This is a genomic window from Hahella sp. CR1 (assembly GCF_029813005.1).
Lineage (GTDB): Bacteria > Pseudomonadota > Gammaproteobacteria > Pseudomonadales > Oleiphilaceae > Hahella.
The window spans coordinates 188,303-215,183 of sequence record NZ_JAPELK010000005.1 but is presented as its reverse complement, the minus strand read 5'-3'; the positions used below and the strand labels follow the sequence as shown (position 1 = coordinate 215,183).

The window sequence follows — 26,881 nt, the reverse complement described above, 5'->3', positions numbered from 1 at the left end:
ATACTGCCCCTCTAACCTTCCTCTATCGTCACCCCTCTCCAGAAAGCAACATAGTTCTGAATATTGCTGGCGGTTTCTGAGGCGGTAGGATAATACCAGGCAGCATCGCGATTGGTTGAGCCCTCTACTTCAATGTCGTAATAGCAGGCCGTACCTTTCCATCCACAGACAGTGCGGGTATCACTTGGCTTGAAGTATTCCGAGCGGATTGCAGAAGGGGGAAAGTAATGGTTTCCTTCCAGTATGATTGTGTTCTGACTTTCGGCAATGACTGCGCCATTCCATATAGCTTTCATAGTCCGTCTCCTGATTGTCTATCGATTGTTGTTATTTTTGTTCGCATCCCGCGTTTCAATACCGACAGAACTGCATGCGCGAGCCCAGTATAGATATACGGCCCCGTTGGGAAAAGGTATCAATTATCTTGTGAAGAAGGCGGGCTTCGATGCCCGAATTTAAATGCGACGTAAATGACAGCCAGACTCAACAGAAACCAGCCTACACCCCAAAGCATGCCTGAGCCGCCATAAGCCTCTCCAAGCATCACCGCGTCGGACCGCAGGTGAGAGCGTTCAATCGTATCGCTGTATATGTCCAATGGCGCGTATAACATGCTGGTGACGCCGATCACTCGCAGCACAGCGTCATTAAACGACATCGGCAGCCAGATCGCGCTGGCTATCATGGCTCCCCCGGTAGCGAGCGCAAACCCCAACGCAAAGACATCTCTTATCCACCAGGCGGCTATCGCCAGTAATGACAGGCCAAGAATGAACATCAGCGCACGATCAAGCCGGCTAAGCAGGGCCGTCAGATAAATCAGTACGCCCCAGATCAACGACCCAAGATAACCGGCGGACAACGTTAGAAACCGGTTACCGCCGCGGGATAGCACATGTCCGCCCTGATCAACGGAGATAACCATTTCCACCACTTCCCCTCCCGTCGCCACCGTCATAATGGCGTGCGAGGCCTCATGAAAGAATACCACCAGTAATTTAAGAGGAATCAGTACCGGATAGGGCCAAAGCACCACAACCAAAAGAATAACGCCAATAAGAGGAAGGTATGCTTTGGCCAAAATAGACTCCTTTATCGCATTCAGGCTGGAATACTGGAAACGGCGCTATGGACGCCTTTCGGGCTATCCGCCAATTATATTCGGCTGATATCTTACCTGAAAAACTAGGCTATGGTGTCATACTCCATAATTTCATAAGAGTCGCTCAGGCCTATCGCTGGCGTTCCATATCCCGCCAGATGCCAGAAGCGGGGAAACCACCCCTGGAAGGCGTTTGTCGTAGGGAACCAGAACTCGCCAAAGTTGGGATCAAAAAAGGTGACATCCGTATCGCTCCAAGCTGCGACAGCGTGAGCAAAATTAGGCCCGGCAATACCAATCATTTTGTATGACTTGGCGCTGGAAGTAATAGCCCGCCCAATGTCTGCGGAAAAGTCCCTACGACGCCCGCCACGAGTGCCAGTCGATCCTCGCGACATGCCCTTAAACCAGCTTGGACCACTGGAAATATGCTTACGTCTGGTCACACCTTTAGATTGCAACCAACGTTCTGTCGCATAAGTTTGGTCTTCTCTGCCGCTGCCTGGCTGGCCCACGAGCGCTCCGGAATTCATCGTGCTCCCGATAATAAACATCTGCATAATCTGGCGGACTTTATTAGGATCGATATCTCCACCAGCGCGGCTTATCCAACCCGCCAAAGAGGTCGCCTCACCGGAACGAGCATATTTCCCTGCATTGGCGTGCACTTCCAACCACTTCGCCGCCAGCATCTCGCATATTCCGCCACTGGATTCAGGGTTGGTAAGAATTAAGCTTCTTACTGGGTTCTTCACCTGAGAAAAGCGCCAAGTGCAATGACCGCCAGCGGCTGTTGCGGAGTTCTGCACTCCCGCCACACGCAAAGACAAGATATTGTGGGCTAACCAATCGAACATAACGGGCATTTTACGTACTCCTAAATACAACTAAATCTCGTAAATAACGCACTTCCCCCAGGTATTAAGGGGTGAAACTGAAAGCGCAAAACTGTAGTCGCGACTGATGTAGATACTAATTCAGGTCGACCGCCGGCTTGTATCTGGGAAAGCGCGCACAAACCACCTTTGCATTCCTAGACTTTAGTCCAACTCTTCACAGTGGGTCTGACCAAGCAAGGTTGGACCAGCGATATCCGATCAAGTTCCCAATGAGCTGTTATATTTAACTATACGCCCCCTATTCATCCGTTTATTGCACAGGTGATGTTATGGACCCCAGGGAAGTGAAATCCGCCGAAGACGCACGCACGCTTATCGAAGACTCGATGTTTAAGCACATAAAAGTTGGCGTATTTGACATTGATGGCGTCATGCGCGGCAAATACATGTCGCGAGACAAGTTTTTATCGTCATTGAACAAAGGATTTGGCTTCTGTGATGTTGTTCTGGGCTGGGACGTAAAAGATCAGCTTTATGACAATGTCGCCTACACTGGCTGGCATACAGGCTACCCTGATGCGCAAGTGCGTATTATCCCCTCCAGCTGCCGTACATTACCTCTTGAAAGCGGCGGCGTATTCTTCCTCGCTGAATTTGCTGATCAGGCAGAAGCAATCTGCCCTCGCGGCCTGCTCAAAAGAGTGGTGGCGAAAGCAAGAGACATGGGGCTGGAAGTCGATTGCGGTTTTGAATATGAATTCTTTGTTTTTGAAGAGACGCCTCACAGTATTCGAGAGAAATCTTTCCAAGGCCTCACTCCCATAGCGCCGTCAGAATTCGGTTATTCCGTCATCCGCAACAGTGTGGAGTCAGATATCTATTTGAGCCTGCTGCAATTGGCGGATGATATGGACTTTCCTCTTGAGGGCCTTCACGAGGAAACCGGCCCCGGCGTCCTTGAAGCGGCGATTACCCACGATGAAGCAATTAACGCAGCCGATAAAGCGGCATTATTTAAAACGTTTACCAAAATTGCGCTGCAAAAGCAGGGCAAGATGGCCACCTTCATGGCCAAGTGGTCTAAAGACTACCCAGGACAAAGCGGCCACATACACTTATCTCTAAAAGACGATAAAGGGCTGAATCTTTTTTATGATGGAGAAAGAGAAGCCAACATGAGCGCCACGATGCGCCATTTCATTGCAGGCCAACAAAAGCTGATGCCTGAACTGATGGCGATGATTGCTCCCACGGTTAACTCTTATCGAAGACTCATTCCTGGGTTTTGGGCTCCTACAGAAGCCAGCGTTGGCATAGATAACAGAACCTGCGCTATCCGAGTCATTCCTGGAGACGTACAGTCCCAACGTTTGGAGTATCGAATTGGCGCCGCCGACGCCAATCCCTATATCATCCTCGCAGCAGTTATTGCATCGGGTTTGTGGGGAATGGAAAACAAACTTGAACCTGAATGTATGGTGGAGGGCAACGCCTACGATCAGGCTTTTCCTGAGCATCTGCAGCTTCCATCGACTTTATGGGACGCTGCGCAACGTCTGAAAAACTGCCAGATGGCCAGAGACTTCTTTGGTTCCCCTTTTGTCGAACACTTTGCAGCAACTCGCGAGTGGGAGGAGCGGGAGTACAGGAAATATATTTCAATGTGGGAGCTGGAACGCTACTTCGAGATAATCTGAGTATAAACGTCAGCTAAGAGAGAAGAAGTGTGTAGATGTCTGGATCGGAGGAAAAGATCCTCCCTCCGATCCAAGATCATCAAAGCTAGCTACGACTAATATTATTTAGCGCGCTTTCTAGCTACCAGGCCAACCAGGCCCAGACCCAACAGTGCGAAAGTAGTGGGTTCAGGTACAGAGTGAACAGAGATTTTCCACTCTTCAGTTTCGCCTTGGTAGTAGTGACCAGTTGGAGTCATGCGATCTTCATAGCTACCAGTGTATTCAGTTTTCCACTGGTCATTCCAAGTACCGCCGTACATGTTGGTGATGGAGTGGCTGCAGGTTACGATAGCGCGCAACCAGAAATCGCCTACGTCAGCGTTAGTCAGCGTGTATTCGCTTGAGAAGAAAGAGAAGTCAGGGTTGGTAGGCGCTTTCCAAGAACCCAGAACTGGCTCGAAATCAGTCAGTTTATGTTCGCCGTATGCAATTTCGTCGCTAGCGTCGAATACGCCATTTTGGTCCCAGTCAATCCAGGCCTTCATCAGGTCGGCGTAGTGAGTACCCACGTTTTGCTTGTGAACGTTGAATTTGAATTGAACAGTTTGGCCAACAGTCAGATCGTTACGACCCCAGCTTGCGCCGCCGTCAGTAGTCCAGGAAACGCCATAGGAATCGCCATTAGGCGCGTCAGCCAGTTCTTGCCACGCAGTTGTGTCGTGAGTAGCTGTGCCGTAAGAAGCAGGAATAGCGTATGCGCTGGCCGCGCCCAGCATTAATGGAAGGCTTGCTAGAAATGCGAGTTTCTTCATGATGTCCTCTGAACAAATGTCGGTTAAATTGATTTAGCGTAAATGCTAGTTTTTATAGTGAAGAGTCGTGCCCTTATTGTCCCCGTTATATAGCAACCCGCGTGCCAACTTTTAGAGCTTTGATTTATAAGGACAAAGCTTTTTTGTCTTACTGGATATGTAAAAATAATGGACTATTTGCTGAAACTAGTGCATACCGCACCGACACTCTAACGCATAATGAAACCGGGAACTCGTTTCCTTTATTCCTATCTCTCCATAGACCTCCCAAATTCAAATAGGAAACGTTCCACAAGATTTACAAAACCCCGCGACATCCCCCAGTAATTTGCAATAATTAAAGCTGAGCAGAGGGAAATTTATTGCGACGACAAGCATAGGGAAGCAACTACCATGAGAATCATTTCACCCATTGACGGATCATTAGTGGCGGAAAGGGAACCAGCCACGGACACGCAAATCCACGCAGCGCTTGAACGCGCACTCACCGCCCAAAGAATTTGGCGCACAGTCTCCATCACAGAGCGAGCACGCTACTGCCGTCTCGCCATTGCCGCACTGGCGGCGCAAACTCGGGAGATCGCTCCAGAGATTACACTCTTGATGGGCCGTCCCGTGCGAGAGACGCCTCAGGAAATCAAAGAAGCGGAAGTCTGCGCTGAGTACATGATTGATATCGCCGAAAGATATCTTGAAGACCTAATAACGCAACCAAAAACTGGCTTTCGCCGTTATATGAGACGCGAGCCTCTGGGCGTAGTATTGTGTGTCGCCCCCTGGGATCACCCATACCTGGCCGCGGCCAATGCGATTATTCCTGCGCTCATGGCCGGCAACTGCGTTATTCTCAAACATTCCATACAAACGTTATTGTGTGCGGAGCGGTTCTCTCACATTTTTTTTGAGGCCGGGCTCCCAGACGGCGTATTTCAGCATTTACACGTCAACGACGCAGATACATTACGCTTGATCAGCGACCAACGAATAAGCCATGTCTCTTTTATGGGCTCCAGTGCGAAAGGCGTCGCCATTGAACGCGCCGCCGCTGGAACATTCAAAAAGCTAACCATAGAGTTAGGCGGCAACAATCCTGCTTATGTTTTATCCGATGCGTCATTGCGTATATGCGCCACCGGTATCGCTAATGGCGCACTATTCAATTGTGGGCAATCCAATCGCGCCATTAACCGGATTTACGCTCACGAGGACATCTATGATGAAATATTGGACGCCCTGGTTGCAGAAGTTAAACGCTACAAACTGGCGAACCCGATGGACCCCTCCACTACATTAGGGCCAATGGCGAGTCCGCAAAAAGCCATGGAAGTCAAAACACAACTGGACGCGGCTATCGCCCAGGGCGCAACGCCTTGCATTGAGCACACTCACTACTCTGACGCAAGCCTCGGCCCCGCCTACTTGCCGCCACAAGTGTTAACGAATGTCGATCATTCCATGGCGTTGATGACAAGTGAAACATTCGGTCCAGTTATGGGCGTCATGAAGGTGAAGGATGACGCTGAAGCCATCCACTACATGAACGACAGCCTCTATGGATTGAGGACCTCACTTTGGACCCAGGACGCCGCACGCGCCCAGGCAATTGGGGAGCAACTGCAGACTGGCGCAGTGCTGATGAATCAAAGCACTCAAATTGACCCCGCCCTGGCCTGGGGGGGCGTTAAGAAATCTGGATGCGGCTCACTGTTATCGGAACTTGCCTACACGCAACTCACCCAAGCCAAGTCTTACTATTTGCGTATGGCTTAGCCTGATAGATAACTTCTTTTCGTTTCAGGGGTGTTCAGATTATAAAATCAAGCGGCGGCTGAGCCGTCGCGCCTTTACACCCTATTGTCACTTTGCGATAGCGCCGATAATTGGAAACTTCATTTGTACACCTGTGGAGCTCTGCCCGCCCATGAATATTCTGCGACTGGAAAATACGCTTAACGTCATATACAGCAAAACCCATGTAGCGATATATGACTTTAACTTCGAGCTGTTTTTCCAGTGTAGTCATCCCAGCTTTTTTGAGTCGCCATCCCTGTGTATATTGAGGGTTGGCGCAGTCGAAAACTACGCAGAGAAGTACTCTGAGTTGGCCGCCATGGGATTGCAGCCTGTAAACTCTCCAGACGAATTTCTGCGAGCCAGTGAGCTATCCCACTGGCTGCCTTATATAAAGGACATGACGCCCAGGACACTTTGTGTAGAGCAATTCCCAGAAGCTGAGAGCATAGAAGAGCAGTTTGGCTGGCCTGTATTTATCAAAGGGTCGCGTCAAACCAGCCGACACAACCCAGAACTATCTATCGCCCACGGGCCGGACGATTATCAACGCATCGTGGACAGTTACCAGCGGGACAAAATTCTGCATTGGCAGAAAATAGCGATACGGGAGTTCATCCCACTGGAGCCCGTCCCTGGCGGTATTCCGGGAAAAATAAGTCCCTCTCAGGAGTACAGGACATTCTGGTGGCATGGTGAGTGCGTCGGCTGTGGCAGGTATTGGCCCTCGGATTACAGCGCCCCTGACCTGAAGCAGGGCTTACAACTTGCTCAGGAAGCCGCGGAGCGCTTGAAGGTCCCCTTTCTGGTTATCGACATCGCCAAAACCCGGCAAGGGCATTGGATCATCATCGAATGCAACGACGCCCAGGAATCTGGTTACGCCAGCATCCCCCCACTACAGCTTTGGCGCAATATCCTGGAGCAGGTCAAAAGCAATAGTCAGGCTGATCATTGAGCGCCTCCCCTCTTGCAAACGCTGCAATGGTTGGCGAAGATTCCGCGTATCTGTTTAAAGGACTTTTTCAGGCAGAAGTATGACAAGAAAAATATTCTGGGAAGACCCCTATCTCACGACTCTCAGCACTTACGTCACTGGCGTCCAGGGCGCAGTAGTAACGGTTGAGGAAACTATCTTTTACGCATTTTCCGGCGGTCAGGAAAGCGATCATGGGACCATTGGCGGCTTCAGAGTGATCAGCGCGCGCAAGGAAGAACAGGAAATTTTTTACGAGCTGCCGCAAGATCATGCGCTTCAGGTTGGCGACCCAGTGGAAATCACCATTGACTGGGAAAGACGGTATCGCCTTATGCGGCTGCACTTTGCAGCGGAGCTGGTGCTCGAACTGTTCTATCGCAAGCTGGGCGGCGTGGATAAAGTTGGCGCGCATATCGCCGAGGAAAAGGCGCGTATCGACTTTTCCTGGCCTCAAAGCATTTCTCCTCTGTTGCCGGACATCGACGCCGACGCGCAACGTCTCATCGACGAAAACCGCGACATCATCAGCGCGTTCAGTGACGAAGACGCGGAAAGACGCTACTGGCGAGTAGAGGGGTTTGCAGAGGTCCCTTGCGGCGGTACGCATCTGACTCGTACTGGCGAAGTCGGACGCATCTCTATGAAACGCAAGAATGTCGGCAAGGGCAAAGAGCGCGTGGAGATTTACCTGAGCTAAGCTCCGGGCGCGCCCGGAGCCGTTGTTCCTGGTTATTCGCAGTATTTGATCGTCTTGGTCACACTGTGCACTTTGACATTGGCTCCGGCGCGTATGACAAACTCGCTCAATCCCACTTCCGACTCCGGGTTGCCCCAGTCATAGGTGTAACCCAACCGGGTCCAGGGATAGCCGTTTTCGCCGTACGACGTTTTGCGCAGATTTTTGAACCATTCCTTATGCTCTTTGCTGACAGTGACAAACCGATCGGAGACCGGGAAGTCCAGCTCCGCTTCATGGTCGCTGATTTCTGGATCTGGAGAGGGGCGGAACAAATCTGACGGACTCACCCACATTTCCACGAACTTGGTTTTATTATCCCCTGGCGGCAAACCCAGTAATTGCTCCAGTCGCAAAATGGTCTGTTCTGGAAACTTATAACGAGCGCGACAGAAGTTTTTCACTTCAGGAACCACCGTCACCCATACTTCTCTGGACAGAGCCTGCGTCTGGCCCACTGAGTTGTCGTAGCCGTCCCAAGATGTCCATGTCGTCACCAACACTTTTTGCCGGTCGCCACTCCATTCCAGAGCGGGATTCAGCGGCGTAATCGCCGTCAGGTTTTTGGATATCTCATTCGGCTCTACTATTTCAGCATCCCTGACCGCATCAGCATACGCCTGGCTCAGGTTTTTCTGTATGGGAGGCTTGGCGCTCTGATGGGCGCATGCGCCTAGCGCAAGCATCGCCCCCAGGGCGAGAATTTTTTTGATATCCCTATATCCATCTCTCCTGAAAATCATTCTTCACTCTCCGTTCTGTCCCGATTCTGTTGAGGCATGCATCTCCCTGGCCTGCGCCGAGCGCTATCGCCTATTGGGAGGCCAGCATGAAATATATATTAAAATTAACCCCTTACATAACCTTTACAGGGAAACATGCTATCATTCTCTACGCTAGCCATGATGTCTGCGCAAGACATGGGAGTCTTGGATATGATCGGCAAAGTATGCCTATTTTCAGAAGTTTACGGCGTGATTACCTACGCTGGCGAACCTGTATCAGGCGCCACAGTGACCCGCTGGGTCGAATGGCGTCAAAAATCCTCCGACAGTGTACGCACCGCCCAGGATGGGAGCTTCCGCCTGCCCGCTCTATATAAAACTTCTCTGCTGGCGACGCTGTTGCCGATCCCGTTCCGTGCGGCGCAAACTATTTACGTCGATGTAAACGGCACTGAACACCTGATCTGGAGCACGATTAAAATTGGCCCAGAGCCCAATGACGAGCTGGCGGGACGCCCCCTGCGCTTTACCTGCGAACTGACGCGGAAGCGAAGATATGTACATCTGGGGGCAGCCAGCATTGAAAGTAACTGCGAGTGGCGCTGACCGCCAGGGATCAACCCATCACCCGAATCGGCGCGCCGTCCAGGTAAGCTTGAATCGCCTCGACGATCTGAGTGTAGTAAGTGCGGTAGTTATTCTCTGTGACATAGCCCAGGTGGGGGGTCGCCAGCACATTCGGCAGCGTGCGCAGAACATGTCCTTCCGGCAGCGGCTCCTGTTCAAATACATCCAACCCCGCCCCAGCGATGCGCTTCTGCTGCAGCGCTTCCACCAGCGCCGTCTGGTCGACGATTTGAGCGCGGGAAGTATTTATCAACAGCGCAGACTTTTTCATCCGCAACAACGCCTCCGCATCAATCAGCCCCCGGCTGCGATCTCCTAACACCAGATGAATGGAGACAATATCGCTGCACGCCAGCAGAGCATCTTTCGAATCTGCAAGCGTCACGCCCATTGAGCTGGTCAGTGTCGCAGTGAGGTTGGCGCTCCAGGCGACGACGTTCATGCCAAACGCCTGACCAATCATCGCCACTTTCTGGCCAATATGACCAAACCCCAGCAAGCCGAGCGTTTTCCCTGCGAGATCAACGCCAACCGTGTTTTGCCATGGACCGTTGGCTTTGAATGTAGCGTCTTCTAACGCTATGTGGCGCGCCAGCCCCAGTATCAGCGCCCAGGTAAGTTCTGTCGGCGGCGCTTTCGAGGCCTGGGTGCCGCATACCGTCACGCCATTAGCGGCAGCGGCGGCAAGATCAATGGCGGCATTGCGGGGGCCGGAGGTCACCAGAAGCTTCAACCTCGGTAAACGATTCAATAACGTGGCGGCAAAGGGGGTCCTTTCACGCATGATGACAATCATGTCGAAGTCCGCCAGTTGCGCGGCGACCTCATCTTCATTGCCAAGATGGCGGTTGAACACCTGCAGATCTATGCGCGTTTCCAGCGCGCTCCAATCCGCATAGGACTTAGCTACATTCTGATAGTCGTCCAATACCGCACAGCGCGGTCTCCTGCTCATCACCTCATCCATTACACGGCTACTCCTGTATATCGTATTAAGAGATATGGCGCGGCAGTATAGCAGGGCCCTCGCCGACCACGCAGCGAGCGAGCCCTGCATGAGGCGGGCTAATTGCGTCCCGCCATCACGCCGCCGTCTACGTCCCAAATCGCGCCGGTCACCCAGTCCGCCTGATCTGACAGCAGAAATATCGCCGCATTCGCCACATCCCCAACGTCGCCAATCCGACCAATAGGATGGAATGCGTTTAGCGTCGCCAAGGTCTCGTCGACCTCTTCAGGGGCGATAAAGGCTTCATAGATCGGCGTTTTCACCACTGCCGGCGCGATGGCGTTGACGCGAACGCCATCATCCGCCAGCTCCATCGCCATATGCTGAGTCAGCGCGTGCAAGCCCGCCTTCGCCATGGAGTAGGCGGAGGACGGCGTGGCTTTAACCGCCTGCTTCGCCCACATGGACCCAATGTTCAGCACAGCGCCGCCGCCGTGCTTGCGCATGTTCGCAGCGACCGCCTGGGAGATAAAGAACAGCGCCTTATTCAACCCCAGGTAGGCGTCATAATCCGCTGGCGTATGCTGCAGGAACGGCTTGGGGTTGAAATACCCGGCGGCGTTGACCAAATAGCGAATGGGCTCCCCCAGATCGTTCAGTTGAGCTATCAAACCAGTGACTTGCTCGTCGTCATAAAGATCCACGCTAAACGTCCTGATTTCCGCAACGTCCCGCAATGCGTCGCCAGCCAGCTGCAGTTTTTCCCGACGCTTGCCAACCAGCATGATATTCACCCCCGCCGTCGCCATCCGGCGCGCAATTTCCAACCCCATTCCACTGGAGCCGCCCACGATCAACGCCCAGGAACCTTTTACCAATTTCATGATGTCTCACCTCTCTAAAGTCATTCGAAACAGGCCCCAGAGTAGGCTTCCAGAGAGAGTCAAAAAAGTAAGCACAAATTGGTCAGGTAGGCACTTATCGGTATAGATAGTTGATTCCAGACAAGAAAAAAATATTATTGCGCGACAACGCCAGTTAGGGACATACAGATAGCGCATCTCCTCCTTCGCATTGGACCTGGCTTGTACTATTATTCCGCCGGATATCCCGGGCATTATCTGATTGGACGCAAGATGCTCAAACCACTCGCATTACTTATTCTCACCAGCTTAATCAGCCACCTCGCCTGTGCGGAGGGGCCGGAACGCGTGACCTGGGCCACTCCAGAGTGGGAAGGCAGCGTGGAAAAAGACGGAACAGGACTGTACAACGAAGTCATTTTCGCCGCCTTCAAACATGTGAATATCGAGGTAAATCAGATTATCGTGCCGTGGAAGCGGGCCGAGCTGATGGTGAAAGACGGACACGCCGACATGTACGGCGGCCTCGATCCTACTGACGAGTACCCGCAAGCGCTCTACCCTATTTCCGTTATCACTGAAGCGGTCACTTTTCTGCCGGAGCACTTTGGTGAATGGAAAGGAGTCGCGTCGCTGGAGGGGAAAAACGGTGTATGGATTCGCGGTTATACAGATTATATCGACGACAAGGTGAAGCAGTATCTACAGGGAGAAGATCTGAACTCCCGGGAAAGCGCGCTCTCCAAAGTCTATTTGAAACGAGCGGACTACTACTTCGACAACCTGCGTCAAACAAACATTACTTTCAGCAATATTCTGGTGGATAAAACCCAGTTTCGCACTGAGCCGGTAACCCGGGTCTTCTTGTACATGACCTTCGCCAAAAACGAACGTGGCGAATATCTACGCGAGAAATATAACGAAGGCGTCTCTTACCTCATTGAAACCCATCAGCTCCTGCCGCTTTATGAGAAATACGGCAGAGAGTATCCCATTGAGTAGCGTCTCTTAACGGGCTGGAACCACCAGCTCAGCGCTCTCTCCAAAGGTGATCCGATGAAAAGCCGTACAGAAATAGCGCCTGCGCTACCGCTAGAGTAAACAGCGGGTCAATCGCCATCGTCCAATCCAAAGTAGGCGGCTCATTGTATGGAAACACGCCGAAGCCAAACGGCAGGATAAAAGCGTATGACACATACCAGACGACATATGCAGGCAAGGCCGCTCTCCATAGGGCCCTTCCGCCGATACGCCTGGAAAATGCGTACCCAAACAGCCCAACCATCATGGCGCATTGTATCAGCCAGTCCAGATAGTCCAGCGCGCCAGCGTTAAGCTCTATCTCCAAATAGTCTGCGCCAATGAAGGACATAATCAAAAATGGCGCCGCGAACAGATTCAACAACACATAAACCACAAAGAATATTTTCCATATGACGATTGGCTCTTTAATCGCCATTTCGCCTTCCGACACTTCGCTTTTGGGCGGCGCATACAAGTCGCTCATTCGTTGATCCTCAATTATTCCATTCTCATTTCACGATATGGTTGACGAATTGAATTAACGCCGCCATAAGCCCTGCGACTTAAATCCATAGTTATAAATACAGCGGGAGCTGACGGCGGTAACGCCCAACGGGAATATCATTGTCCAGTTAGCGTGAGCCCGCATGCCCATCTGCGGGAAGTCATATCCAAATGGCAAAACAAACAGATATAACAGCGACCAGACAGGGTAAACCCATAACAGGCATTTCCAGAACCCGGCGCGCCCGATTCTTTTGTGAAAGGCGTAGCCATAAATCGCCAGTAAGTTGATGTAGAAAAACGCTAAATCCACATAATCATGCCAGCCAAAAGACGCCTGCGTGACAATCACCGCAAACACGACTGCAATCAGCGCGCATAGGCAAAAATAAAGTTTCCACCCCAGACGCCACTCGGCCAGTTTCGCCGTCAATTTCATGTGAGCGCCTAACCCAGCTACTTGTCAGCGCCTTTGACGGCGATGGGTTTGATCGCTTCCGGCTTACTGGCGACCTCATCAATTCCTTGCTTGACGAGTCGGTCGATCGACTCACTGTTATAGTGATGGTACAACACCTTATATTCCGGGTTTTCGTCGTTGCTGAATAAAATCAGCGTCTCCACGCCCTTCCCGTTTGTATAGGTCGTCTTGTAGGTGAGCGTCACAAACATACCGGACAACCCATTTGTCTGCACTTTGTCCTGCGCGCGCCATGTATCAAGGGAGTAGCTACGCAAGTCGCCATTGGCCTTTTGCACCAACCGACGAATGCTATCCCACTCTTCAGGGTCCACGGAATCGATAAAGTGCGGCGAGTAGAAGCGGTCCGCTCCGGGCCCGCCCTCCTTGATTCTGTCGTCAAAAAAGGTTGCGGCGGCGGCCTTGGCGTCATCAACGCCTTCCACAAAACCGCAACTGGTCAGCGACAGCAATAATAGAATCCCCAAAATACGCAACATCTTTATCTCTCATTACTGGTTCTCAACGTTGGCTCGCATTATTGCTGGATTTGGGCCGAAGAAGAACCTTTTTGGCGGCGCGCCGCTGATCAAACCAATGGCAAATAGATATCGATGATCGCTTCATGTTCAGGAACGTCTGGATACATTGTCACGCGCTGAAGGACGCAAGGGGTGTCACGCAATGTTTCCCCACTCCCAGGCAGCCACTCGCCATATAAGAAGTGGAAAGCCGCCCGCATGCCGGCGTCGGGGCCGATATGACGCAGCACGGCATAACGTCCCGCCGGGATTGTTTTAGCAATGACGCCGTACAGATTTTCCTCAACCGCTGAGTTGACGCCTGCGCACAAGTCCATGCGGAACGCCTCCGCTGGCGTAGACTCAGGATCGTTGTACAGAATGTTATAAGTGGCGCTGACTGAGGGAGGCCGTTTGTTGGCTTTACGCCATTCAATAAAGCGTCGGATGGACTCGCCGAGACGCTCTGGAGCGCCGTGATGTTCCAGCGCCGCAACAGGAATGGCCTCCTGCTCCAGGATATTGACTGAATAGTTCGAGTTATCCGTCTGCATAATCTCCGCCCTTGCTTTGAAAAGAAATTCATCATGATCTCGCCAAGGCTCCCACCGCGGTTGTCGCCGAAATTGGGAAGGCGTTTGTCCGCACGCTTTCTTGAAGGCTCGGGAAAAGGCTTCCAGGCTGTCAAACCCGGTATTCAACGCAATATCCGTCACGCTGTAACGACTGCGATAAGCCAGCTCATGAGCGGCTTTTTTCAACCGTCGCCATTGCACATACTTGTATACGCCCATTCCCATGCTCGCAGAAAACTGCCGGTGGAAATGAAATTTGGAGAAGTGAGCGACCTGACTCAACTCTTCGACGCTCAAGTCATCCAACAAATGCTGATCAATGTGCGCCAGCACGCGCCGCAGTCTGTTTTGATACTTGGTTACAGTCGTCTCATTCGCCATATTCGCCTCAACGAGGAGCAGTGTGGCATCGCGGGCGCAGATTCGCCTGATTGATCTTGCTGACTATCGCTGACGGCGGCAGCCTGGGTTTAACCAGCAAAAGCGCCGCCGAAAACTGGCTCACTTCAGCCCCAGTTTCTTGGCCATTTTATGCAGATTGCTCGAATCCACCTCCAGCTCACGAGCGGCGGCGGCCCAGGAGCCATCGTGGCGATTCACCGACTCGCGGATAACTTCACGCTGACAGTCCTCCACCGCGGCGCGCAGGGAGCGGACACGCGGATAACTCAGGCTTTCCGACGGCGCGCTTTCTCTGGGCGCCGACACCGCGTCGCCATAATCCAGGTCCAGTAACGCCGCATCCAGCGTCACAATGTCATTTCTATTAGCCCCCCGACTGATCGCTTTAAGCGCTGCGCGACTGATGACATGCTCCAACTCCCTCACATTACCCGGCCAGGAGTATGCGCACAGCGCCTGCTCCGCCGCACGCGACAGCCGCAGACTGCGTACGCCAAGGCGGGAGCGGTTAAGTTCCAGAAAGTGCCCCGCCAGCACCAGCACGTCTGAGCCCCGCTCGCGCAATGGAGGAATCCACACAGGATAGACGGACAGGCGATGATACAGATCCGCCCGAAAATCGCCGGCGCGAACGCTGTCTTTCAATTGTCGATTGGTTGCGGCGATGACCCGCACATCCACCTGCCTGGGTTTGTCCTCGCCCAGGCGTTGAATCTCGCCGTTCTGCAGCGTCCGCAACAACTTCGCCTGCACGCTGAGCGGCAGCTCTCCCACTTCATCCAGAAAGATCACTCCGCCTTGCGCCGCCTCAAAACGACCTGCGCGATCCGCCGAAGCCCCCGAAAAGGCGCCTTTGCTATGACCGAACAATTCACTCTCCACCAGCGATTCCGGCAGCGCCGCGCAATTCACGTGGATCAACGGCCGTTCCCGACGCGGCGAGCGACTGTGCAGCCGCCGCGCAAACAGCTCTTTACCCACCCCGGTTTCCCCCATCAGCAACACCGGTAGTTCTGAGTCCGCCACCACGTCCAGTTCCCGCAGCAGGTTTCGGATGCTGTCGCTGGAGCCAATAATTTCGCCTTCCTCCTGCGCTACGCCCCGCCGATCGCCATCCTGCCGCATCAGCGCCAGATTTCTGCGCTCCTGCTCTAACCGGGTCACTCTTACCGACGCTTCGATGATCAACGTGAAACGCGCCAGGTCCTGCTGCGCCTGGGCGTCAAAAGTGCCTTCCTGTAGCGCATCCAGGGTCACCGCTCCCCACAGGACCCCATCCACATAGAGGCTCACGCCCATACAGTCATGTACGGGCAAAGGCTCGCCGACACAGCTCTCCAGCAGACCGTCGTAAGGATCGGGCAAGCTCGAATCGCAGGGGAAACACACTGGCCGTCGACTGGCCAGAATCGCCGCAAGCCGGGGATGCTTTGCGATAATAAAACGGCGTCCCAGGGTTTCCACCACCAGCCCCTCCGCCGCCAGCGGCCGCAGACTGTCGCCATCAAGCCGTAATAGCGCCACCGCGCCGCAGTGGAAATATTCCCGCATGGCGTTCATTAAGCGCTGATAACGCACCGCATGGGGCAGCTCCGTCACCAGGTCCGCCAACAGACTGGCTTCAATCATGGTATTAATCACCTTAAAAGGGTTTTTATCACCCTATTCGATTTGGGTAAAAAACACCATATGTAATTTTTATTCTATAAATATCAACAACCTAATCAATGGCACAAAGGTTGCGATGGCTATAGCGAGTTAGTCACTAGCAAAGGAAACCCGCCATGACCTTACTGGATCGCCCCGTCGGCTGGATCGCTCGCAACCTCCCCGGCTCCACCCGCCTCTTTCGTGAATACCAACTGGATTTTTGTTGCGGAGGCGCGAAGAAGTTACGTGATGCGCTGGCTGAAAAAGAAATAGAGCCGGACCTTGTGCTGCAGCGGCTCAACGCCCTGCAGGAAGAGCCTGCGGACACTTGGAGCCAGGCCGGCCGTCCTGAACTGATCGACCATATCCTCACCCGCTACCACGCCCGCCATCGCGAGCAGCTTCCGGAGCTGATACACCTCGCTCGCCGCGTGGAGCATGTTCATGGAGAACGAGAGGAATGTCCCAATGGACTCGCCCAGCACCTGACGGAAATGCTCCAGGAGCTGGAAAGCCACATGATGAAAGAGGAGAACATTTTATTTCCGATATTGCTGGCGGGAATGAGCGGCATGCAGGCGCAAGGCCCTATTTCCGTCATGCGCATGGAGCATGATCAGCACGGCGACGCACTGGCGCATCTAGAGGCGTTGACCAACAACATCACGCCACCCAAAGGCGCCTGCAACACTTGGCGCGCGCTATACGCCGGTCTCGCCCAACTGCGCGACGACCTGATGCAGCACATCCATCTGGAAAACAACATATTGTTCGCCGACGCCGTGGAGAACGCCCATGTCTGACTATCGTAAACTCTGGTGGCTGCTCATCGCCGTATTGGGCGTCACCTTCTGCTTGCTTGGTTTCTTTGGCCGCGAGGTTTACCGGCAGGCGCCGCCGATTCCGGAGCGTTATGTCACCACTACGGGAGAGACCATTTTTACCCAGGAAAATATCCTCGATGGGCAAACCGCCTGGCAGTCCGTTGGCGGCATGCAACTGGGTTCAATCTGGGGGCACGGCGCCTATCAGGCGCCGGACTGGACTGCAGACTGGCTTCATCGCGAACTGGTGCGCTGGCTGGAGCTGGCGGCGCAGGAGGTCTATGGCTCCACTTACACGGACCTGGATGACGAACGGCAAAACATCCTGCGCCATCGCCTGAAAAACGAATACCGCACCAACACCTACAACACAGACAGTGGAGCGGCGACAGTGAGCCCTCGACGCGCTCAGGCCATGGCGGATATCTCAGATTACTACAGCCGTCTGTTCAGCGACGCAGTGGAGTTACAGGGAACTCGCGAAAGTTACGCCATGAAGGAAAATACCCTGCCCGACGCCCAACGCAGAGAAAGACTCGCCGCCTTTTTCTTCTGGACCGCCTGGGCCGCCGCCACGCAAAGGCCTGACAGCGACGTCACCTACACCAACAACTGGCCCCATGAGCCCTTGATAGACAACCGCCCCACCGCTGAAAACATCATGTGGTCCATTGTCAGCGTCGCCCTGCTGATCGCCGGCGTCGGCCTGCTGATTTGGGGCTGGGCGTTCCTGCATAAACATGATGAAGCGGAGCCCGTGGCGCCGCAATCAGATCCACTGACCCGTTTCGCGCTGACGCCTTCTCAACTGGCGCTGGGCAAATACCTGTTCCTGATTGTCGCCCTGTTCGCCTTTCAAGTGCTGGTCGGCGGCTTCACCGCCCACTACACCGTTGAAGGCCAGCATTTTTACGGTCTTGATGTCTCCCAGTGGTTTCCCTATTCGCTGGTGCGCACCTGGCATATTCAGAGCGCGCTGTTCTGGATCGCCACCGGCTTTCTTGCCGCAGGCTTGTTTCTGGCGCCCATTATTAACGGCGGCAAAGACCCCAAATATCAGAAGCTGGGCGTCGACATCCTGTTCTGGGCGCTAGTCGTGGTGGTGGTCGGTTCCTTTGTCGGCAACTGGCTGGCCATCGCACAGATTATGCCGCCAGAGCTGAATTTCTGGCTCGGCCATCAAGGGTATGAATATGTGGATCTGGGACGGCTCTGGCAGATCGGTAAATTCCTCGGCGTTGCGTTCTGGCTGGTATTGATGCTGCGGGGCATCGTCAATGGCCTGCGACGTCCCGGCGATAAAAACCTGTTAGCGTTGTTGACCGCGTCCGTGATCGCTATTGGTCTGTTTTACGGCTCCGCCTTTTTCTATGGCGAACGCACACATCTTTCCATCATGGAATACTGGCGCTGGTGGGTGGTGCACTTATGGGTGGAAGGCTTCTTCGAAGTATTCGCTACAACCGCGCTGGCGTTTATTTTCTCCACTATGGGACTGGTGTCGCGGCCCATGGCGACCACCGCCAGCCTGGCTTCGGCCTCACTGTTTATGCTCGGGGGCGTTCCCGGAACGTTTCACCACCTTTACTTCGCCGGCACCACGACGCCCGTGATGGCTGTCGGCGCCACCTTCAGCGCGCTGGAAGTGGTTCCCTTGATTGTGCTGGGCTACGAAGCCTGGGAGAACTGGCGTTTAAAAGCGCGAGCCCCATGGATGGAAAACCTGAAATGGCCGCTACTGTGCTTTGTCGCCGTCGCTTTCTGGAACATGCTGGGAGCAGGCGTGTTCGGTTTCCTGATCAACCCGCCAATTTCGCTGTATTACATCCAGGGGTTGAACACCACGCCCGTACACGCCCACTCGGCGCTGTTTGGCGTCTACGGCTTCCTGGCCCTGGGCTTCACTCTGTTGGTGCTGCGTTATATCCGTCCCCATATGGTCTTTAGCGATCGTTTGATGAAAACCGGCTTCTGGTGGCTGAACGCGGGATTGGCGTTGATGGTGGTCGTCAGCCTGGCCCCAATCGGGCTGCTGCAATTCTACGCCAGCGCCAGCCAGGGTCTGTGGTACGCGCGCAGCGAGCTTTTCATGCAACAGGACATCATGGAAACTCTACGCTGGGCGCGCACTTTCGGCGACGTCATCTTTATCGTCGGCGCTTTCGCCATGGGCTGGCAGGTGGTGCGTGGTTTGTTTAGCGAATCAGGGGAATCGCTACAGGCTGACGCAGTGGCGGAATAATCCCTTCCTATGACGGAAAACCCGGAAATCTTATTTAGGTTTGCGGGTCTTTTTGTTTATTATCTGGGGTCGTTGCAGCCCTGACGCCATCGTCGTCCGTTTATGGTTTCGAGTCTATGTCCGAAGATACCGTCCCCTTGAAAACGCCCCCATTGGAAAGCGCCCGTATGGTGGAAACCATTTATGGCTGCAAATGGTCGCTGACCGTCTTCGGTCTGCTGGCGAACGGCGTCAACCGCCCCGGTGAAATGGTGCGTCGGGTGGATGGCCTGACGACCAAAGTGCTTAACGACTGCCTGCGCAAAAACCAGAGCTTCGGCATTATCAAACGCATCGCCTACCCGGAAATTCCGCCGCGTGTGGAATATGAAATCACCCCATTCGGGCGCAAGTTCATCCGCATTCTGGACGATCTGGAAAAGCTGCAGGACGAAATAATGGCCGCCAGCAAGGATGCGCATCAGCAATGAAGTCACAACCCAAATTAGTGATGTTGCCAGGCATGGACGGGACCGGGGATTTGTTTGCGCCATTTCTGGAGTGTATCCCTCAGATTGAGACGCAGATTATTCCGCTGCCGCAGACCGGCGCCCAGGACTATGACTCGCTGGCCGCTTACGTTCGCGAACAGCTTCCTGACGACGACTTCTATCTGCTGGCGGAGTCTTTCTCCGGCCCCATCGGCGCGCTGTTGGCGGCGGATGGCGTCCCGGGCCTGCAAGGCGTCATCTTCGTCGCCACGTTTTTATCGATCCCCAGTCCTTGGGCAGTATGCGTCGGTCGACGGCTGCCGCTGCAAGGAATGATGCGTCTGCCTTTTTCCAGTTGGACGCAACGACGCCTGTTGCTGGGCCCGGATGTCGGCGATGACTTCCTGCAACATTTCACTGCCGCAGTGCGTTCTATACCGACGGCGACGCTCAAGGCGCGCCTGGAGACGCTGCAACACCTGCACTGGCGTCGCGAGCCGGTCTCTTCGCCCTCTATCTACCTGCAAGCCACCGACGATTATTTAGTGTCGCCAGGCAAAGCGCTGGAAATCCAACAGCATTTCCCAGACAACCGTCTGGTGCGCATCCAGGGCCCTCACTTTCTGCTCCAGGCCAACCCCGCCGCCTGCGCCCGCACCCTGCTGGACACCTTATCCATTTGGGAAAGCCGCCAGCGCGCAGCCAGGTCCTGACGTCATCCGCCACAAAGGCGTATACTCGGATGAAGTCCATGGGATAGAGGCCGCTCATGTACAAACTTATAAGCTGGGTCGCTTTGGCGACTCTATGCGTATCGCCCTGGTTAGGCGGGTGTGACGCTCAGTTCCACATCGCCGTCAATTCAGGTTGCGATGATCCTGCGCCGCTGGAAGGCGACATTGCAGGCCTTGAAAGCGGCGCTACCGTGTTTCTGAAGTCTGGGAATGACGCGCTGAGCGAGGCGAACCGCATGTCCGAACAGTTCTCAATAGAAGTGGCGGCGATTGATGTGGATGGCGGCAGCTTCTTTATCTACACCTCCAGCTCCACTCTGGGCTCTCTGCGCTGCGAGGGCGTGGTCGCCAGCGTCCGCATATCCTGACCGGCTCATTCTGACTGCCGTCTCACCCTGGCCAAGCGGAGCCGCCCTCCACGGTTCTTTCCACTTCCAATAGCGCGTCCGCCGGCGGCTCCACGAAATAGCGGCGCATCAGTTCTTTATCCCGTCCCGCCGCTTTCAAACGGTCAAAGCTTTTCTGCAACGCCTGTTTGACGGCGTCAGACGTTTTCGGACTCACCACCGCCCACAAGCGTCCAGACAGTTCTTCGATTCTGAACAGTTTCTCGAAGTTGGACGGGTTGAGATTCACCTCTTTCAGACGAATCGGAAAGCTGACTTCGACCTGCATCATGAGATCTGTAAAGCCGCGATACTCGCGCATGATGTTCTGCGAGTTATGCACCACCGTCTCCACCATCGTATTGTCCGGCGGGAAACCAATGCCCTTGCGTTTCAGCAGCTCTTCAAAGTTACTGCCGCTTTGTACGCTGATGCTGTAGCCCTTGCCAAGGATATCCTCCCATCCCTTCGCTTGAATGTCTTCCCGGGAGCTGAGTTTATAGAGATAGACGTCGTAAGGCGCCACCCAGCCCAACCAGTGGAATTTGGTCTCACGCTCAGGGGTGCGCGACAGGGAAAAGAAGATGACGTTCGGCTGACTCTCCGCCAACAGCATCGCCCGCTTCCAGGGCGCGAACATAATGCTGCTCTCAATGTCGTTTTCTTTGGCGACATCCGCCATCACTTCCTTCATAAAGTCGATCACGAAGCCAGTGTACTCGCCATGCCCCGTCATCACCTGCAATGGAGGAAAATCCTGGGTCACCAGCAAAATCTTTTCTTTCGCCATCGCGCCGTCAATCATGGCGATAAGAGCAAGGGTAAATAATAGTCTTTCCGTCAGGCGCCTCATCAGGGTTCCTTAGATAGCAATTGAGCCGCACCGGGCGACGCTTTATTGAGTATAGTCTCGGTCGCTGCCCGCCATGGCGTTCCGTGCTTGCGTTTGCGAACTGGGACAATTCGCATACACTTAATCTATTAGCGGATTGTCATGATGACATAACGGGAAGGACTCAAAGTCTTTCGCAGGATATGTTTTTCACTTGCGCGGCCGTCTAACCATGAATACCTGTCTCTGGCGCTTCTTGCTTCTTGGGTGGGCTTTGAGCCTGATATCCTTCGCTCACGCCGCCGACGCCAAACGCGTCGTCCGCCTCACCAATGGCGAATGGCCGCCCTATGTCTCTCAGGAACTCAAGTACGATGGCGTCGTATCGCTGATCGTCAAAGAGGCCTTCGCCAGCGAAGGTTATGAAGTCAAATTCACCTTCCTGCCTTGGAAACGCGCCCTGCAAAGCGCACAGGACGGCGAGTGGGACGGCTCCATCCTGTGGGCCTATCGCGAAGAACGCACCCAATACTTCATCTATAGCGACCCGATCTCCAGCACCCAGTATGTATTTTTTCATCTGCGCAACGCCGAGTTTGACTGGAAAGATTTCAGCGACCTGAAAAAATACCGTTTCGGACTGACCCTGGGTTACAACTACAACGACAAATTCATGGACATGGTGCGCAATGAGGAAATTGCCCACGACTACGCCAGCGACATCGTCAGCAGCTTCAAAATGATGTTCAAACACCGGGTGGATGTGGTGCCGGAAGATGTCGAAGTGGGTTACTTTATCTTATCCAGCGAATTCGCCCCCGGCGTCGACCGCATGGTCACCAGCCATTTGAAGCCGTTGTCCGAGGAGAAGCACTATCTTTTGATGTCCCGTCGCACTCCCGACGCCAATGAGTTAATCGAGGCGTTCAATCGCGGCTTGAAGAAGATGCGCGCAAGCGGACGCCTGGAGTCGCTGTTTGAAAAGTCCCGCATGGGCGACTTCATTCAGAAAAAATAGGCGCTACCTCACTGCCTCCCGGCAGATTTCCCCCAGCCTGCGCACCGCCGCCTGCATCTTTTCATCAAACGGCCAGCCCGCGTTCAATCGGATGCAGTGACGATAGCGTTCTGTAATGGAAAAAACCGTCCCCGGAGAAATACTCAGACCTTCCTGCGCCGCCTGTTGAAACACTCGCCAGCCATCGCATTGCGGCGGCAGGGTGACCCATAGCACATACCCGCCTTCCGGTTCCGTGACGGTGGAGCCGGCAGGAAAAGACTGCAATATGGCCCGGCTCATGGCGTCCACCTGTTGCGCCAGACTCAGGCGCAACTTGCGCAAGTGGCTGCGATATTCTCCGCAGTGCATGAAGTCCGCCAAGGCCGCCTGCAAAGGCAGGTTGATACTGATCGTGAGCGCCCGGCGGTGCTGCAACGCAGCCTGTCGCCATTTACCCGGCGCGCACCAACCCAGGCGATATGCCGGCGTCAGCGTTTTCGATACGGAGCCGCACCAAAACACCCAGCCCTCGTCATCCCAGGATTTAATGGGCAGCGGTCGCTGGCGGCCATAGCCGCACTCACCGAAGATATCATCTTCAATCACCGGGCATTGGTGCGCCGCCGCCCAGGCGGCGATGTCCTTTTTTTCCTGCGCCGACAGCGTAAACCCAAGCGGGTTATGGTTATTGGCGCTCAACAGGCAGGCCTTCACATCCGGCCGCGCCATCGCTGCACGCAAACGCTCCGGGTATATGCCCCGGTAATGCAACGGAATCTCCAGCACCTTGCGTCCGAGGCTTTCTATCACCTGCAACAGTCCACTGAAACAGGGGGTCAACACCGCCACCGTTTCTCCAGGTTGCGTACACAACTGTAACCCCAAACTCACCGCATCCATGCCGCCATTGCAGATCATCAGATCATCCGGCGAGAACGCCATGCCATCGTCTTTGAAATGCCGCGCCAGCGCCTCCCGCAACCCTACGTCGCCTTGCGCGGGGCCATAATGGAACAAACGCTCGCCCAAGCGCCGGGAAGCGCGGATCAGGCTGCGCTGCAGCAAGTCGGAAGGAACCAGCGAAGGCGCTAACAGGGAAACCCCGAAAGGCGCAAAATCCCGACGGCTGGAAACAGCCTGCACTTCTTCGATCGCCCCAATGTTGGCGACCCGCGCAGCGCGCCCGGTGAATACCGGTAGCTCCGGTCCCGCAGGAGGCTTTTCTTTATGCCTGACGTAAAAACCAGATTGAGGTCGCGCCTGCACGAAACCCTCCGCCTCCAACTGGCGGTAGCACTGCAGCGCCGTTGTCAGGCTGACCTCACGCTGACGGCTGAAGCGCCGCACCGAGGGCAGGCGCTCTCCGGGTTGCAGACGACCGCTATGGATATCTTGCATCAGGCTTTCCGCCAGGGTCTGATATAACGCAGGCAAATTGTACTCTTTTTATGGGTGTGAATTGTTACTGTTATGCTTTCACTCCTGCTCCGATAATGCAATGCATATTCAGCAATCTTATTCAGGAGCGCCGCCATGTCGCAGCTACACAACGATTTTCACGATCTGGACAGATTGACCACTGACGTTCGCCAATGGTGTCTGGACTTCATCCGTTCCGTCGACGATCGTCCTGCAGCCATGACCGCCGACATCACTCCCCCCGCATTAGCGGCGCCGGAGCTTGGTGAGGGCGCGGAGGCGGCCGTGGCGCGCTTCATCAAGGAGATCAGCCCCCATCTCGCCGCCGCCATAGGCCCCAGATATTGGGGCTTCGTTACCGGTGGAGTGACTCCAGCCGCGCTGCTGGGAGACTGGATCGCAGCAGCGGTGGATCAGAACCTGTCCACCCCGGGAGACTCCATCGCCTCAGCCCTGGAGGTACAGACCATTGAGTGGCTGCTCGACCTTTGCGATCTACCGGACAGTTTTTCCGGTTGCCTGACCACCGGCGCCACCGCATCCAATCTATTGGGGATTCTCTGCGGTCGTCAGTTCGCAGGCCAAAGACAAGGCGTGGATATCGCTGCTGACGGGTTATCCGGCGTTGTAGTGGAAGTGTTCTCCGCCACGCCTCACGCCAGCGCGCTAAAAGGCATGGCGATCGCCGGATTGGGGCGCAAGCGCCTGGTTCAGGTAGCGCGGCTCGCCGACAGTGAAGCTATGGATGTGGACGCCTTGCGTATTGCTCTGGAGAACAGCGACTGTGCGGGGAAAATCGTACTCGCCAGCGCCGGAACGGTGACAGGTACGGATTTTGACGACCTTGAAGCCATCGCCGACCTGTGTGAGCAACATGGGGCCTGGCTGCATGTGGACGGCGCTTTCGGCTTGTTCTCCCGCTTGCTGGAAGATCGTCGCGAATGGACCAGGGGGCTGGAGCGCGCTGACTCCATCACCTCCGATGCGCACAAATGGCTGAATACGCCTTATGATTGCGGCATCTTCTTCTGTCGTCATATGTCAGTGTTACAGACCTGCCTGGAAGTGCCCGCGCCTTATCTGGCGGTAAACAGCGTCACGCCGTCGTTCATGAATCTGGGAATCGAGAACTCGCGTCGTTTTCGCGCTCTGCCCTTGTGGATCAGCCTGTTAGCTTACGGCAAGGCAGGTATCCGTCAGATAGTTGAAGACAATTGTTCGCAGGCTGAACGCCTGGCTCAATGGCTGGAACAGTCACCTGACTACGAATTGCTCAAGCCGGCCAAACTCAATGTGGTGGTGTTTCGTCCTCAAGGAATAGATGACGCAGAGGTCTCCCCTTTCCTGCAGCGCCTCAACGCCACCTGGGAAGTCTTTATGACGCCGGGCCAATGGCGGGGACGCAGCGCCATTCGAGCCGCCTTCAGCAACTGGCGCACCACGCAGAACGATGTTGATCATGTCTGCGCCTTGCTGGAGAGAAACGCCCGGCGATAATCAGCGTCCGGAGCGCCAACAGGCCCAAGGGAACCTCTGAAAAACTACCTGCGTTGCCATTGCTGCGTCAAAAGTCGTCTCAAAATGCTCATTTATTCACGATAAACTGCGCTTTTTCAGCGACTTTTTCCTTGCACTGGCGGCCTCGCCAACGTTTTTCAGAGGTTCCCTAGGCCTGATACCGGGTCATACGTTTGATGAAGGGCGCCAGGGAGAAGCCCAGCTGCGGCGACAGCTTTTTCGCCGCGGCGGTCAGCTGTTTTTCGGTGAACTCCACAGCGGGCTTGCCCGCCAGGATAATCCAGTTGCCTTCCTGGGTGGCGCATAGATAGACACTGCGAAAGCGCCGCCCCAACTCCGCCAGCATGACTTTTTCCAGGCGATGATCCACCCAGCAATTCATCACCAGCCAGCCATCGTCGCTCAACAGGCGGTCGCTCTGCTCAAGAAAGTCCGGTTGCAGCAGACGACCGTCCAATCCCTCTCCGGTAAATACGTCGCACAGAAGCAGGTCTGCTGAATGCGCCGGAGCCGTCTCTAAATAGGTTGCAAAGTCAGCAATGGTTACCTGCACCCGTTCGTCCCGCGGCAACTGGAAAAAGCGCTGCGCCACCCTCGTCACTTCCGCCCGCAGCTCCACCGCCTGCAACTGCAGGTCAGGAAGTCGATGATACAGACAATTGATCAGACTGCCGCCGCCCAAGCCCAACATGACCGCGCGTCTCGGCTCATGCAGCAATAGACACAACAACATGGCGCGGGTGTAGCCATGCGCCAGCAAAGAGGGGTTGTCCTTCAGCAGACAGCTTTGTTCATCGTTTGAGCCGAATCCCAGATAGCGCTTCTGGCCGTCGTCAAACACCTGAATGCACCCGAATTCGTCATAGGTGCGAAATATTTCTCTACCGGGAATCGCCATAAAAAGTGCGCCTGAGCGTCATCTTCGTCTTAAAAAATCGCGCAAAGTGTAAATTGCGCCGGGGACAAAAAACAGTAGTCGGCGCCCCGGACACTATCGCCTTAACGGGAACTTAAATTAAGCGTTATGGCCATATACCCCCTTTCGCCCCGTTTTGATACGCCCAGCATGGTCGGCGCCCCACATCAATACGTAGATATACAAAAAGTACATATAGGTATACGGCATTTCGATTGACCAAGTTAGCGCCTCTCTCCACACTCGTTGTCCAATGACTGGCATGATGCGTAATTAACAATAACTTAAAACTGATGCTGTACC

Annotated in this window: 28 protein-coding genes; 13 read left to right on the top strand and 15 right to left on the bottom strand. The window is 54.4% G+C overall.

Annotated elements, in window-relative coordinates; translation table 11 throughout:
* Positions 1-11: 11 nt before the first annotated feature.
* The 3 genes from ONV78_RS14180 to ONV78_RS14170 form a co-directional block, all read right to left on the bottom strand.
* Positions 12-296: a DUF427 domain-containing protein gene (locus tag ONV78_RS14180; RefSeq protein WP_279503971.1), complete on the bottom strand. Its 285-nt coding sequence runs from the start codon at positions 294-296 to the stop codon at positions 12-14.
* 119 nt (positions 297-415) lie between these two features.
* On the bottom strand, positions 416-1,081 hold the full coding sequence (locus tag ONV78_RS14175; protein ID WP_279503969.1) for a M50 family metallopeptidase: 666 nt from the start codon (positions 1,079-1,081) through the stop codon (positions 416-418).
* Between the two features lie 104 nt (positions 1,082-1,185).
* Positions 1,186-1,968 (bottom strand): YopT-type cysteine protease domain-containing protein, encoded by a 783-nt coding sequence (locus ONV78_RS14170; protein ID WP_279503968.1) that lies wholly within the window; start codon positions 1,966-1,968, stop codon positions 1,186-1,188.
* A 302-nt stretch (positions 1,969-2,270) separates the two neighbouring features.
* Here ONV78_RS14170 and ONV78_RS14165 point away from each other — a divergent pair, with 302 nt between their 5' ends.
* On the top strand, positions 2,271-3,638 hold the full coding sequence (locus ONV78_RS14165; RefSeq protein ID WP_279503966.1) for a glutamine synthetase: 1,368 nt from the start codon (positions 2,271-2,273) through the stop codon (positions 3,636-3,638).
* A gap of 101 nt (positions 3,639-3,739) precedes the next feature.
* Here the strand turns inward: ONV78_RS14165 and ONV78_RS14160 are convergent, their stop codons facing one another.
* Positions 3,740-4,432, bottom strand: coding sequence for a PEP-CTERM sorting domain-containing protein (locus ONV78_RS14160; protein WP_127968301.1), 693 nt, complete (start codon positions 4,430-4,432; stop codon positions 3,740-3,742).
* Positions 4,433-4,825: 393 nt separating this feature from the next.
* Here ONV78_RS14160 and ONV78_RS14155 point away from each other — a divergent pair, with 393 nt between their 5' ends.
* From ONV78_RS14155 to ONV78_RS14145, 3 genes are all read left to right on the top strand, one after another.
* The gene (locus ONV78_RS14155; protein ID WP_279503963.1) at positions 4,826-6,202 is read left to right on the top strand and encodes an aldehyde dehydrogenase family protein; all 1,377 of its coding nucleotides are present in this window, start codon (positions 4,826-4,828) and stop codon (positions 6,200-6,202) included.
* Positions 6,203-6,353: 151 nt separating this feature from the next.
* A complete protein-coding gene (locus ONV78_RS14150) occupies positions 6,354-7,181 on the top strand; it encodes an ATP-grasp domain-containing protein (RefSeq protein ID WP_279503962.1) in 828 nt (275 codons plus the stop codon).
* Positions 7,182-7,260: 79 nt separating this feature from the next.
* Complete coding sequence (locus tag ONV78_RS14145) at positions 7,261-7,899, top strand: alanyl-tRNA editing protein (protein WP_279503960.1); 639 nt, start codon at positions 7,261-7,263, stop codon at positions 7,897-7,899.
* A 32-nt stretch (positions 7,900-7,931) separates the two neighbouring features.
* Here the strand turns inward: ONV78_RS14145 and ONV78_RS14140 are convergent, their stop codons facing one another.
* Positions 7,932-8,681 (bottom strand): hypothetical protein, encoded by a 750-nt coding sequence (locus ONV78_RS14140; protein WP_279503958.1) that lies wholly within the window; start codon positions 8,679-8,681, stop codon positions 7,932-7,934.
* 192 nt (positions 8,682-8,873) lie between these two features.
* Between ONV78_RS14140 and ONV78_RS14135 the strand changes: the two genes are divergently transcribed.
* On the top strand, positions 8,874-9,269 hold the full coding sequence (locus ONV78_RS14135) for a carboxypeptidase-like regulatory domain-containing protein (RefSeq protein ID WP_127968297.1): 396 nt from the start codon (positions 8,874-8,876) through the stop codon (positions 9,267-9,269).
* 10 nt (positions 9,270-9,279) lie between these two features.
* Here the strand turns inward: ONV78_RS14135 and ONV78_RS14130 are convergent, their stop codons facing one another.
* Positions 9,280-10,245 carry a D-2-hydroxyacid dehydrogenase family protein gene (locus ONV78_RS14130; RefSeq protein ID WP_279503954.1) on the bottom strand — a complete coding sequence of 322 codons (966 nt, stop codon included), beginning with the start codon at positions 10,243-10,245 and terminating at the stop codon, positions 9,280-9,282.
* A gap of 110 nt (positions 10,246-10,355) precedes the next feature.
* On the bottom strand, positions 10,356-11,123 hold the full coding sequence (locus ONV78_RS14125) for an SDR family NAD(P)-dependent oxidoreductase (RefSeq protein WP_279503952.1): 768 nt from the start codon (positions 11,121-11,123) through the stop codon (positions 10,356-10,358).
* 252 nt (positions 11,124-11,375) lie between these two features.
* Between ONV78_RS14125 and ONV78_RS14120 the strand changes: the two genes are divergently transcribed.
* Complete coding sequence (locus ONV78_RS14120) at positions 11,376-12,104, top strand: transporter substrate-binding domain-containing protein (protein ID WP_216738776.1); 729 nt, start codon at positions 11,376-11,378, stop codon at positions 12,102-12,104.
* Positions 12,105-12,132: 28 nt separating this feature from the next.
* Here the strand turns inward: ONV78_RS14120 and ONV78_RS14115 are convergent, their stop codons facing one another.
* The 5 genes from ONV78_RS14115 to norR all read right to left on the bottom strand — a co-directional run bounded on the left by ONV78_RS14115 (position 12,133) and on the right by norR (position 16,216).
* Entirely contained in the window at positions 12,133-12,609 is a 477-nt protein-coding gene (locus ONV78_RS14115; RefSeq protein WP_279503949.1) for a hypothetical protein, read from the bottom strand.
* A gap of 54 nt (positions 12,610-12,663) precedes the next feature.
* Positions 12,664-13,068, bottom strand: a complete 405-nt coding sequence (locus ONV78_RS14110) for a hypothetical protein (protein WP_279503947.1) — start codon at positions 13,066-13,068, stop codon at positions 12,664-12,666.
* Between the two features lie 17 nt (positions 13,069-13,085).
* Positions 13,086-13,589, bottom strand: a complete 504-nt coding sequence (locus ONV78_RS14105) for a hypothetical protein (protein WP_279503945.1) — start codon at positions 13,587-13,589, stop codon at positions 13,086-13,088.
* An 89-nt stretch (positions 13,590-13,678) separates the two neighbouring features.
* Positions 13,679-14,566, bottom strand: coding sequence for an AraC family transcriptional regulator (locus ONV78_RS14100; protein WP_279503943.1), 888 nt, complete (start codon positions 14,564-14,566; stop codon positions 13,679-13,681).
* Between the two features lie 120 nt (positions 14,567-14,686).
* Entirely contained in the window at positions 14,687-16,216 is a 1,530-nt protein-coding gene (norR, locus tag ONV78_RS14095; protein ID WP_279503941.1) for a nitric oxide reductase transcriptional regulator NorR, read from the bottom strand.
* A 155-nt stretch (positions 16,217-16,371) separates the two neighbouring features.
* Here norR and ytfE point away from each other — a divergent pair, with 155 nt between their 5' ends.
* The 5 genes from ytfE (at position 16,372) to ONV78_RS14070 (ending at position 20,875) form a co-directional block, all read left to right on the top strand.
* Positions 16,372-17,040, top strand: a complete 669-nt coding sequence (gene ytfE / locus ONV78_RS14090; protein WP_216738782.1) for an iron-sulfur cluster repair protein YtfE — start codon at positions 16,372-16,374, stop codon at positions 17,038-17,040.
* On the top strand, positions 17,033-19,303 hold the full coding sequence (locus ONV78_RS14085; RefSeq protein ID WP_279503938.1) for a nitric-oxide reductase large subunit: 2,271 nt from the start codon (positions 17,033-17,035) through the stop codon (positions 19,301-19,303). The genes ytfE and ONV78_RS14085 overlap by 8 nt, the downstream gene beginning before the upstream one ends.
* Positions 19,304-19,419: 116 nt before the next feature.
* Positions 19,420-19,773, top strand: coding sequence for a helix-turn-helix domain-containing protein (locus ONV78_RS14080; protein ID WP_279503936.1), 354 nt, complete (start codon positions 19,420-19,422; stop codon positions 19,771-19,773).
* On the top strand, positions 19,770-20,486 hold the full coding sequence (locus tag ONV78_RS14075) for an alpha/beta hydrolase (protein ID WP_279503934.1): 717 nt from the start codon (positions 19,770-19,772) through the stop codon (positions 20,484-20,486). Before ONV78_RS14080 ends, ONV78_RS14075 begins: the two co-directional genes overlap by 4 nt.
* A 56-nt stretch (positions 20,487-20,542) precedes the next feature.
* A complete protein-coding gene (locus tag ONV78_RS14070) occupies positions 20,543-20,875 on the top strand; it encodes a hypothetical protein (protein ID WP_279503932.1) in 333 nt (110 codons plus the stop codon).
* Between the two features lie 22 nt (positions 20,876-20,897).
* Here ONV78_RS14070 and ONV78_RS14065 read toward each other — a convergent pair whose 3' ends face one another.
* Complete coding sequence (locus ONV78_RS14065) at positions 20,898-21,746, bottom strand: transporter substrate-binding domain-containing protein (RefSeq protein ID WP_216738787.1); 849 nt, start codon at positions 21,744-21,746, stop codon at positions 20,898-20,900.
* A gap of 211 nt (positions 21,747-21,957) precedes the next feature.
* Here ONV78_RS14065 and ONV78_RS14060 point away from each other — a divergent pair, with 211 nt between their 5' ends.
* Positions 21,958-22,743, top strand: coding sequence for a transporter substrate-binding domain-containing protein (locus ONV78_RS14060; protein ID WP_279503929.1), 786 nt, complete (start codon positions 21,958-21,960; stop codon positions 22,741-22,743).
* A gap of 3 nt (positions 22,744-22,746) precedes the next feature.
* Here the strand turns inward: ONV78_RS14060 and ONV78_RS14055 are convergent, their stop codons facing one another.
* The gene (locus ONV78_RS14055; RefSeq protein WP_279503928.1) at positions 22,747-24,159 is read right to left on the bottom strand and encodes a PLP-dependent aminotransferase family protein; all 1,413 of its coding nucleotides are present in this window, start codon (positions 24,157-24,159) and stop codon (positions 22,747-22,749) included.
* A gap of 99 nt (positions 24,160-24,258) precedes the next feature.
* Here ONV78_RS14055 and ONV78_RS14050 point away from each other — a divergent pair, with 99 nt between their 5' ends.
* Positions 24,259-25,641, top strand: a complete 1,383-nt coding sequence (locus tag ONV78_RS14050) for an aminotransferase class V-fold PLP-dependent enzyme (RefSeq protein ID WP_279503926.1) — start codon at positions 24,259-24,261, stop codon at positions 25,639-25,641.
* A gap of 169 nt (positions 25,642-25,810) precedes the next feature.
* On the opposite strand, the gene ONV78_RS14045 is transcribed toward ONV78_RS14050, so the two are convergent.
* Positions 25,811-26,560 carry a spermidine synthase gene (locus ONV78_RS14045; protein ID WP_279503924.1) on the bottom strand — a complete coding sequence of 250 codons (750 nt, stop codon included), beginning with the start codon at positions 26,558-26,560 and terminating at the stop codon, positions 25,811-25,813.
* Positions 26,561-26,881: the final 321 nt, after the last annotated feature.

Bases quoted from the DNA above. Each gene is read 5' to 3' on its own strand.
- ONV78_RS14080 (WP_279503936.1), top strand. From the start codon at position 19,420: ATGTCCGAAGATACCGTCCCCTTGAAAACGCCCCCATTGGAAAGCGCC.
- ONV78_RS14065 (WP_216738787.1), bottom strand. From the start codon at position 21,746: ATGAGGCGCCTGACGGAAAGACTATTATTTACCCTTGCTCTTATCGCC.
- ONV78_RS14075 (WP_279503934.1), top strand. From the start codon at position 19,770: ATGAAGTCACAACCCAAATTAGTGATGTTGCCAGGCATGGACGGGACC.
- ONV78_RS14160 (WP_127968301.1), bottom strand. From the start codon at position 4,432: ATGAAGAAACTCGCATTTCTAGCAAGCCTTCCATTAATGCTGGGCGCG.
- ONV78_RS14135 (WP_127968297.1), top strand. From the start codon at position 8,874: ATGATCGGCAAAGTATGCCTATTTTCAGAAGTTTACGGCGTGATTACC.
- ONV78_RS14060 (WP_279503929.1), top strand. From the start codon at position 21,958: ATGAATACCTGTCTCTGGCGCTTCTTGCTTCTTGGGTGGGCTTTGAGC.
- ONV78_RS14100 (WP_279503943.1), bottom strand. From the start codon at position 14,566: ATGGCGAATGAGACGACTGTAACCAAGTATCAAAACAGACTGCGGCGC.
- ONV78_RS14110 (WP_279503947.1), bottom strand. From the start codon at position 13,068: ATGAAATTGACGGCGAAACTGGCCGAGTGGCGTCTGGGGTGGAAACTT.
- ONV78_RS14115 (WP_279503949.1), bottom strand. From the start codon at position 12,609: ATGAGCGACTTGTATGCGCCGCCCAAAAGCGAAGTGTCGGAAGGCGAA.
- ONV78_RS14145 (WP_279503960.1), top strand. From the start codon at position 7,261: ATGACAAGAAAAATATTCTGGGAAGACCCCTATCTCACGACTCTCAGC.
- ONV78_RS14070 (WP_279503932.1), top strand. From the start codon at position 20,543: ATGTACAAACTTATAAGCTGGGTCGCTTTGGCGACTCTATGCGTATCG.
- ytfE (WP_216738782.1), top strand. From the start codon at position 16,372: ATGACCTTACTGGATCGCCCCGTCGGCTGGATCGCTCGCAACCTCCCC.
- norR (WP_279503941.1), bottom strand. From the start codon at position 16,216: ATGATTGAAGCCAGTCTGTTGGCGGACCTGGTGACGGAGCTGCCCCAT.
- ONV78_RS14180 (WP_279503971.1), bottom strand. From the start codon at position 296: ATGAAAGCTATATGGAATGGCGCAGTCATTGCCGAAAGTCAGAACACA.
- ONV78_RS14085 (WP_279503938.1), top strand. From the start codon at position 17,033: ATGTCTGACTATCGTAAACTCTGGTGGCTGCTCATCGCCGTATTGGGC.
- ONV78_RS14105 (WP_279503945.1), bottom strand. From the start codon at position 13,589: ATGTTGCGTATTTTGGGGATTCTATTATTGCTGTCGCTGACCAGTTGC.
- ONV78_RS14170 (WP_279503968.1), bottom strand. From the start codon at position 1,968: ATGCCCGTTATGTTCGATTGGTTAGCCCACAATATCTTGTCTTTGCGT.
- ONV78_RS14155 (WP_279503963.1), top strand. From the start codon at position 4,826: ATGAGAATCATTTCACCCATTGACGGATCATTAGTGGCGGAAAGGGAA.
- ONV78_RS14150 (WP_279503962.1), top strand. From the start codon at position 6,354: ATGAATATTCTGCGACTGGAAAATACGCTTAACGTCATATACAGCAAA.
- ONV78_RS14045 (WP_279503924.1), bottom strand. From the start codon at position 26,560: ATGGCGATTCCCGGTAGAGAAATATTTCGCACCTATGACGAATTCGGG.
- ONV78_RS14165 (WP_279503966.1), top strand. From the start codon at position 2,271: ATGGACCCCAGGGAAGTGAAATCCGCCGAAGACGCACGCACGCTTATC.
- ONV78_RS14120 (WP_216738776.1), top strand. From the start codon at position 11,376: ATGCTCAAACCACTCGCATTACTTATTCTCACCAGCTTAATCAGCCAC.
- ONV78_RS14130 (WP_279503954.1), bottom strand. From the start codon at position 10,245: ATGAGCAGGAGACCGCGCTGTGCGGTATTGGACGACTATCAGAATGTA.
- ONV78_RS14050 (WP_279503926.1), top strand. From the start codon at position 24,259: ATGTCGCAGCTACACAACGATTTTCACGATCTGGACAGATTGACCACT.
- ONV78_RS14125 (WP_279503952.1), bottom strand. From the start codon at position 11,123: ATGAAATTGGTAAAAGGTTCCTGGGCGTTGATCGTGGGCGGCTCCAGT.
- ONV78_RS14140 (WP_279503958.1), bottom strand. From the start codon at position 8,681: ATGATTTTCAGGAGAGATGGATATAGGGATATCAAAAAAATTCTCGCC.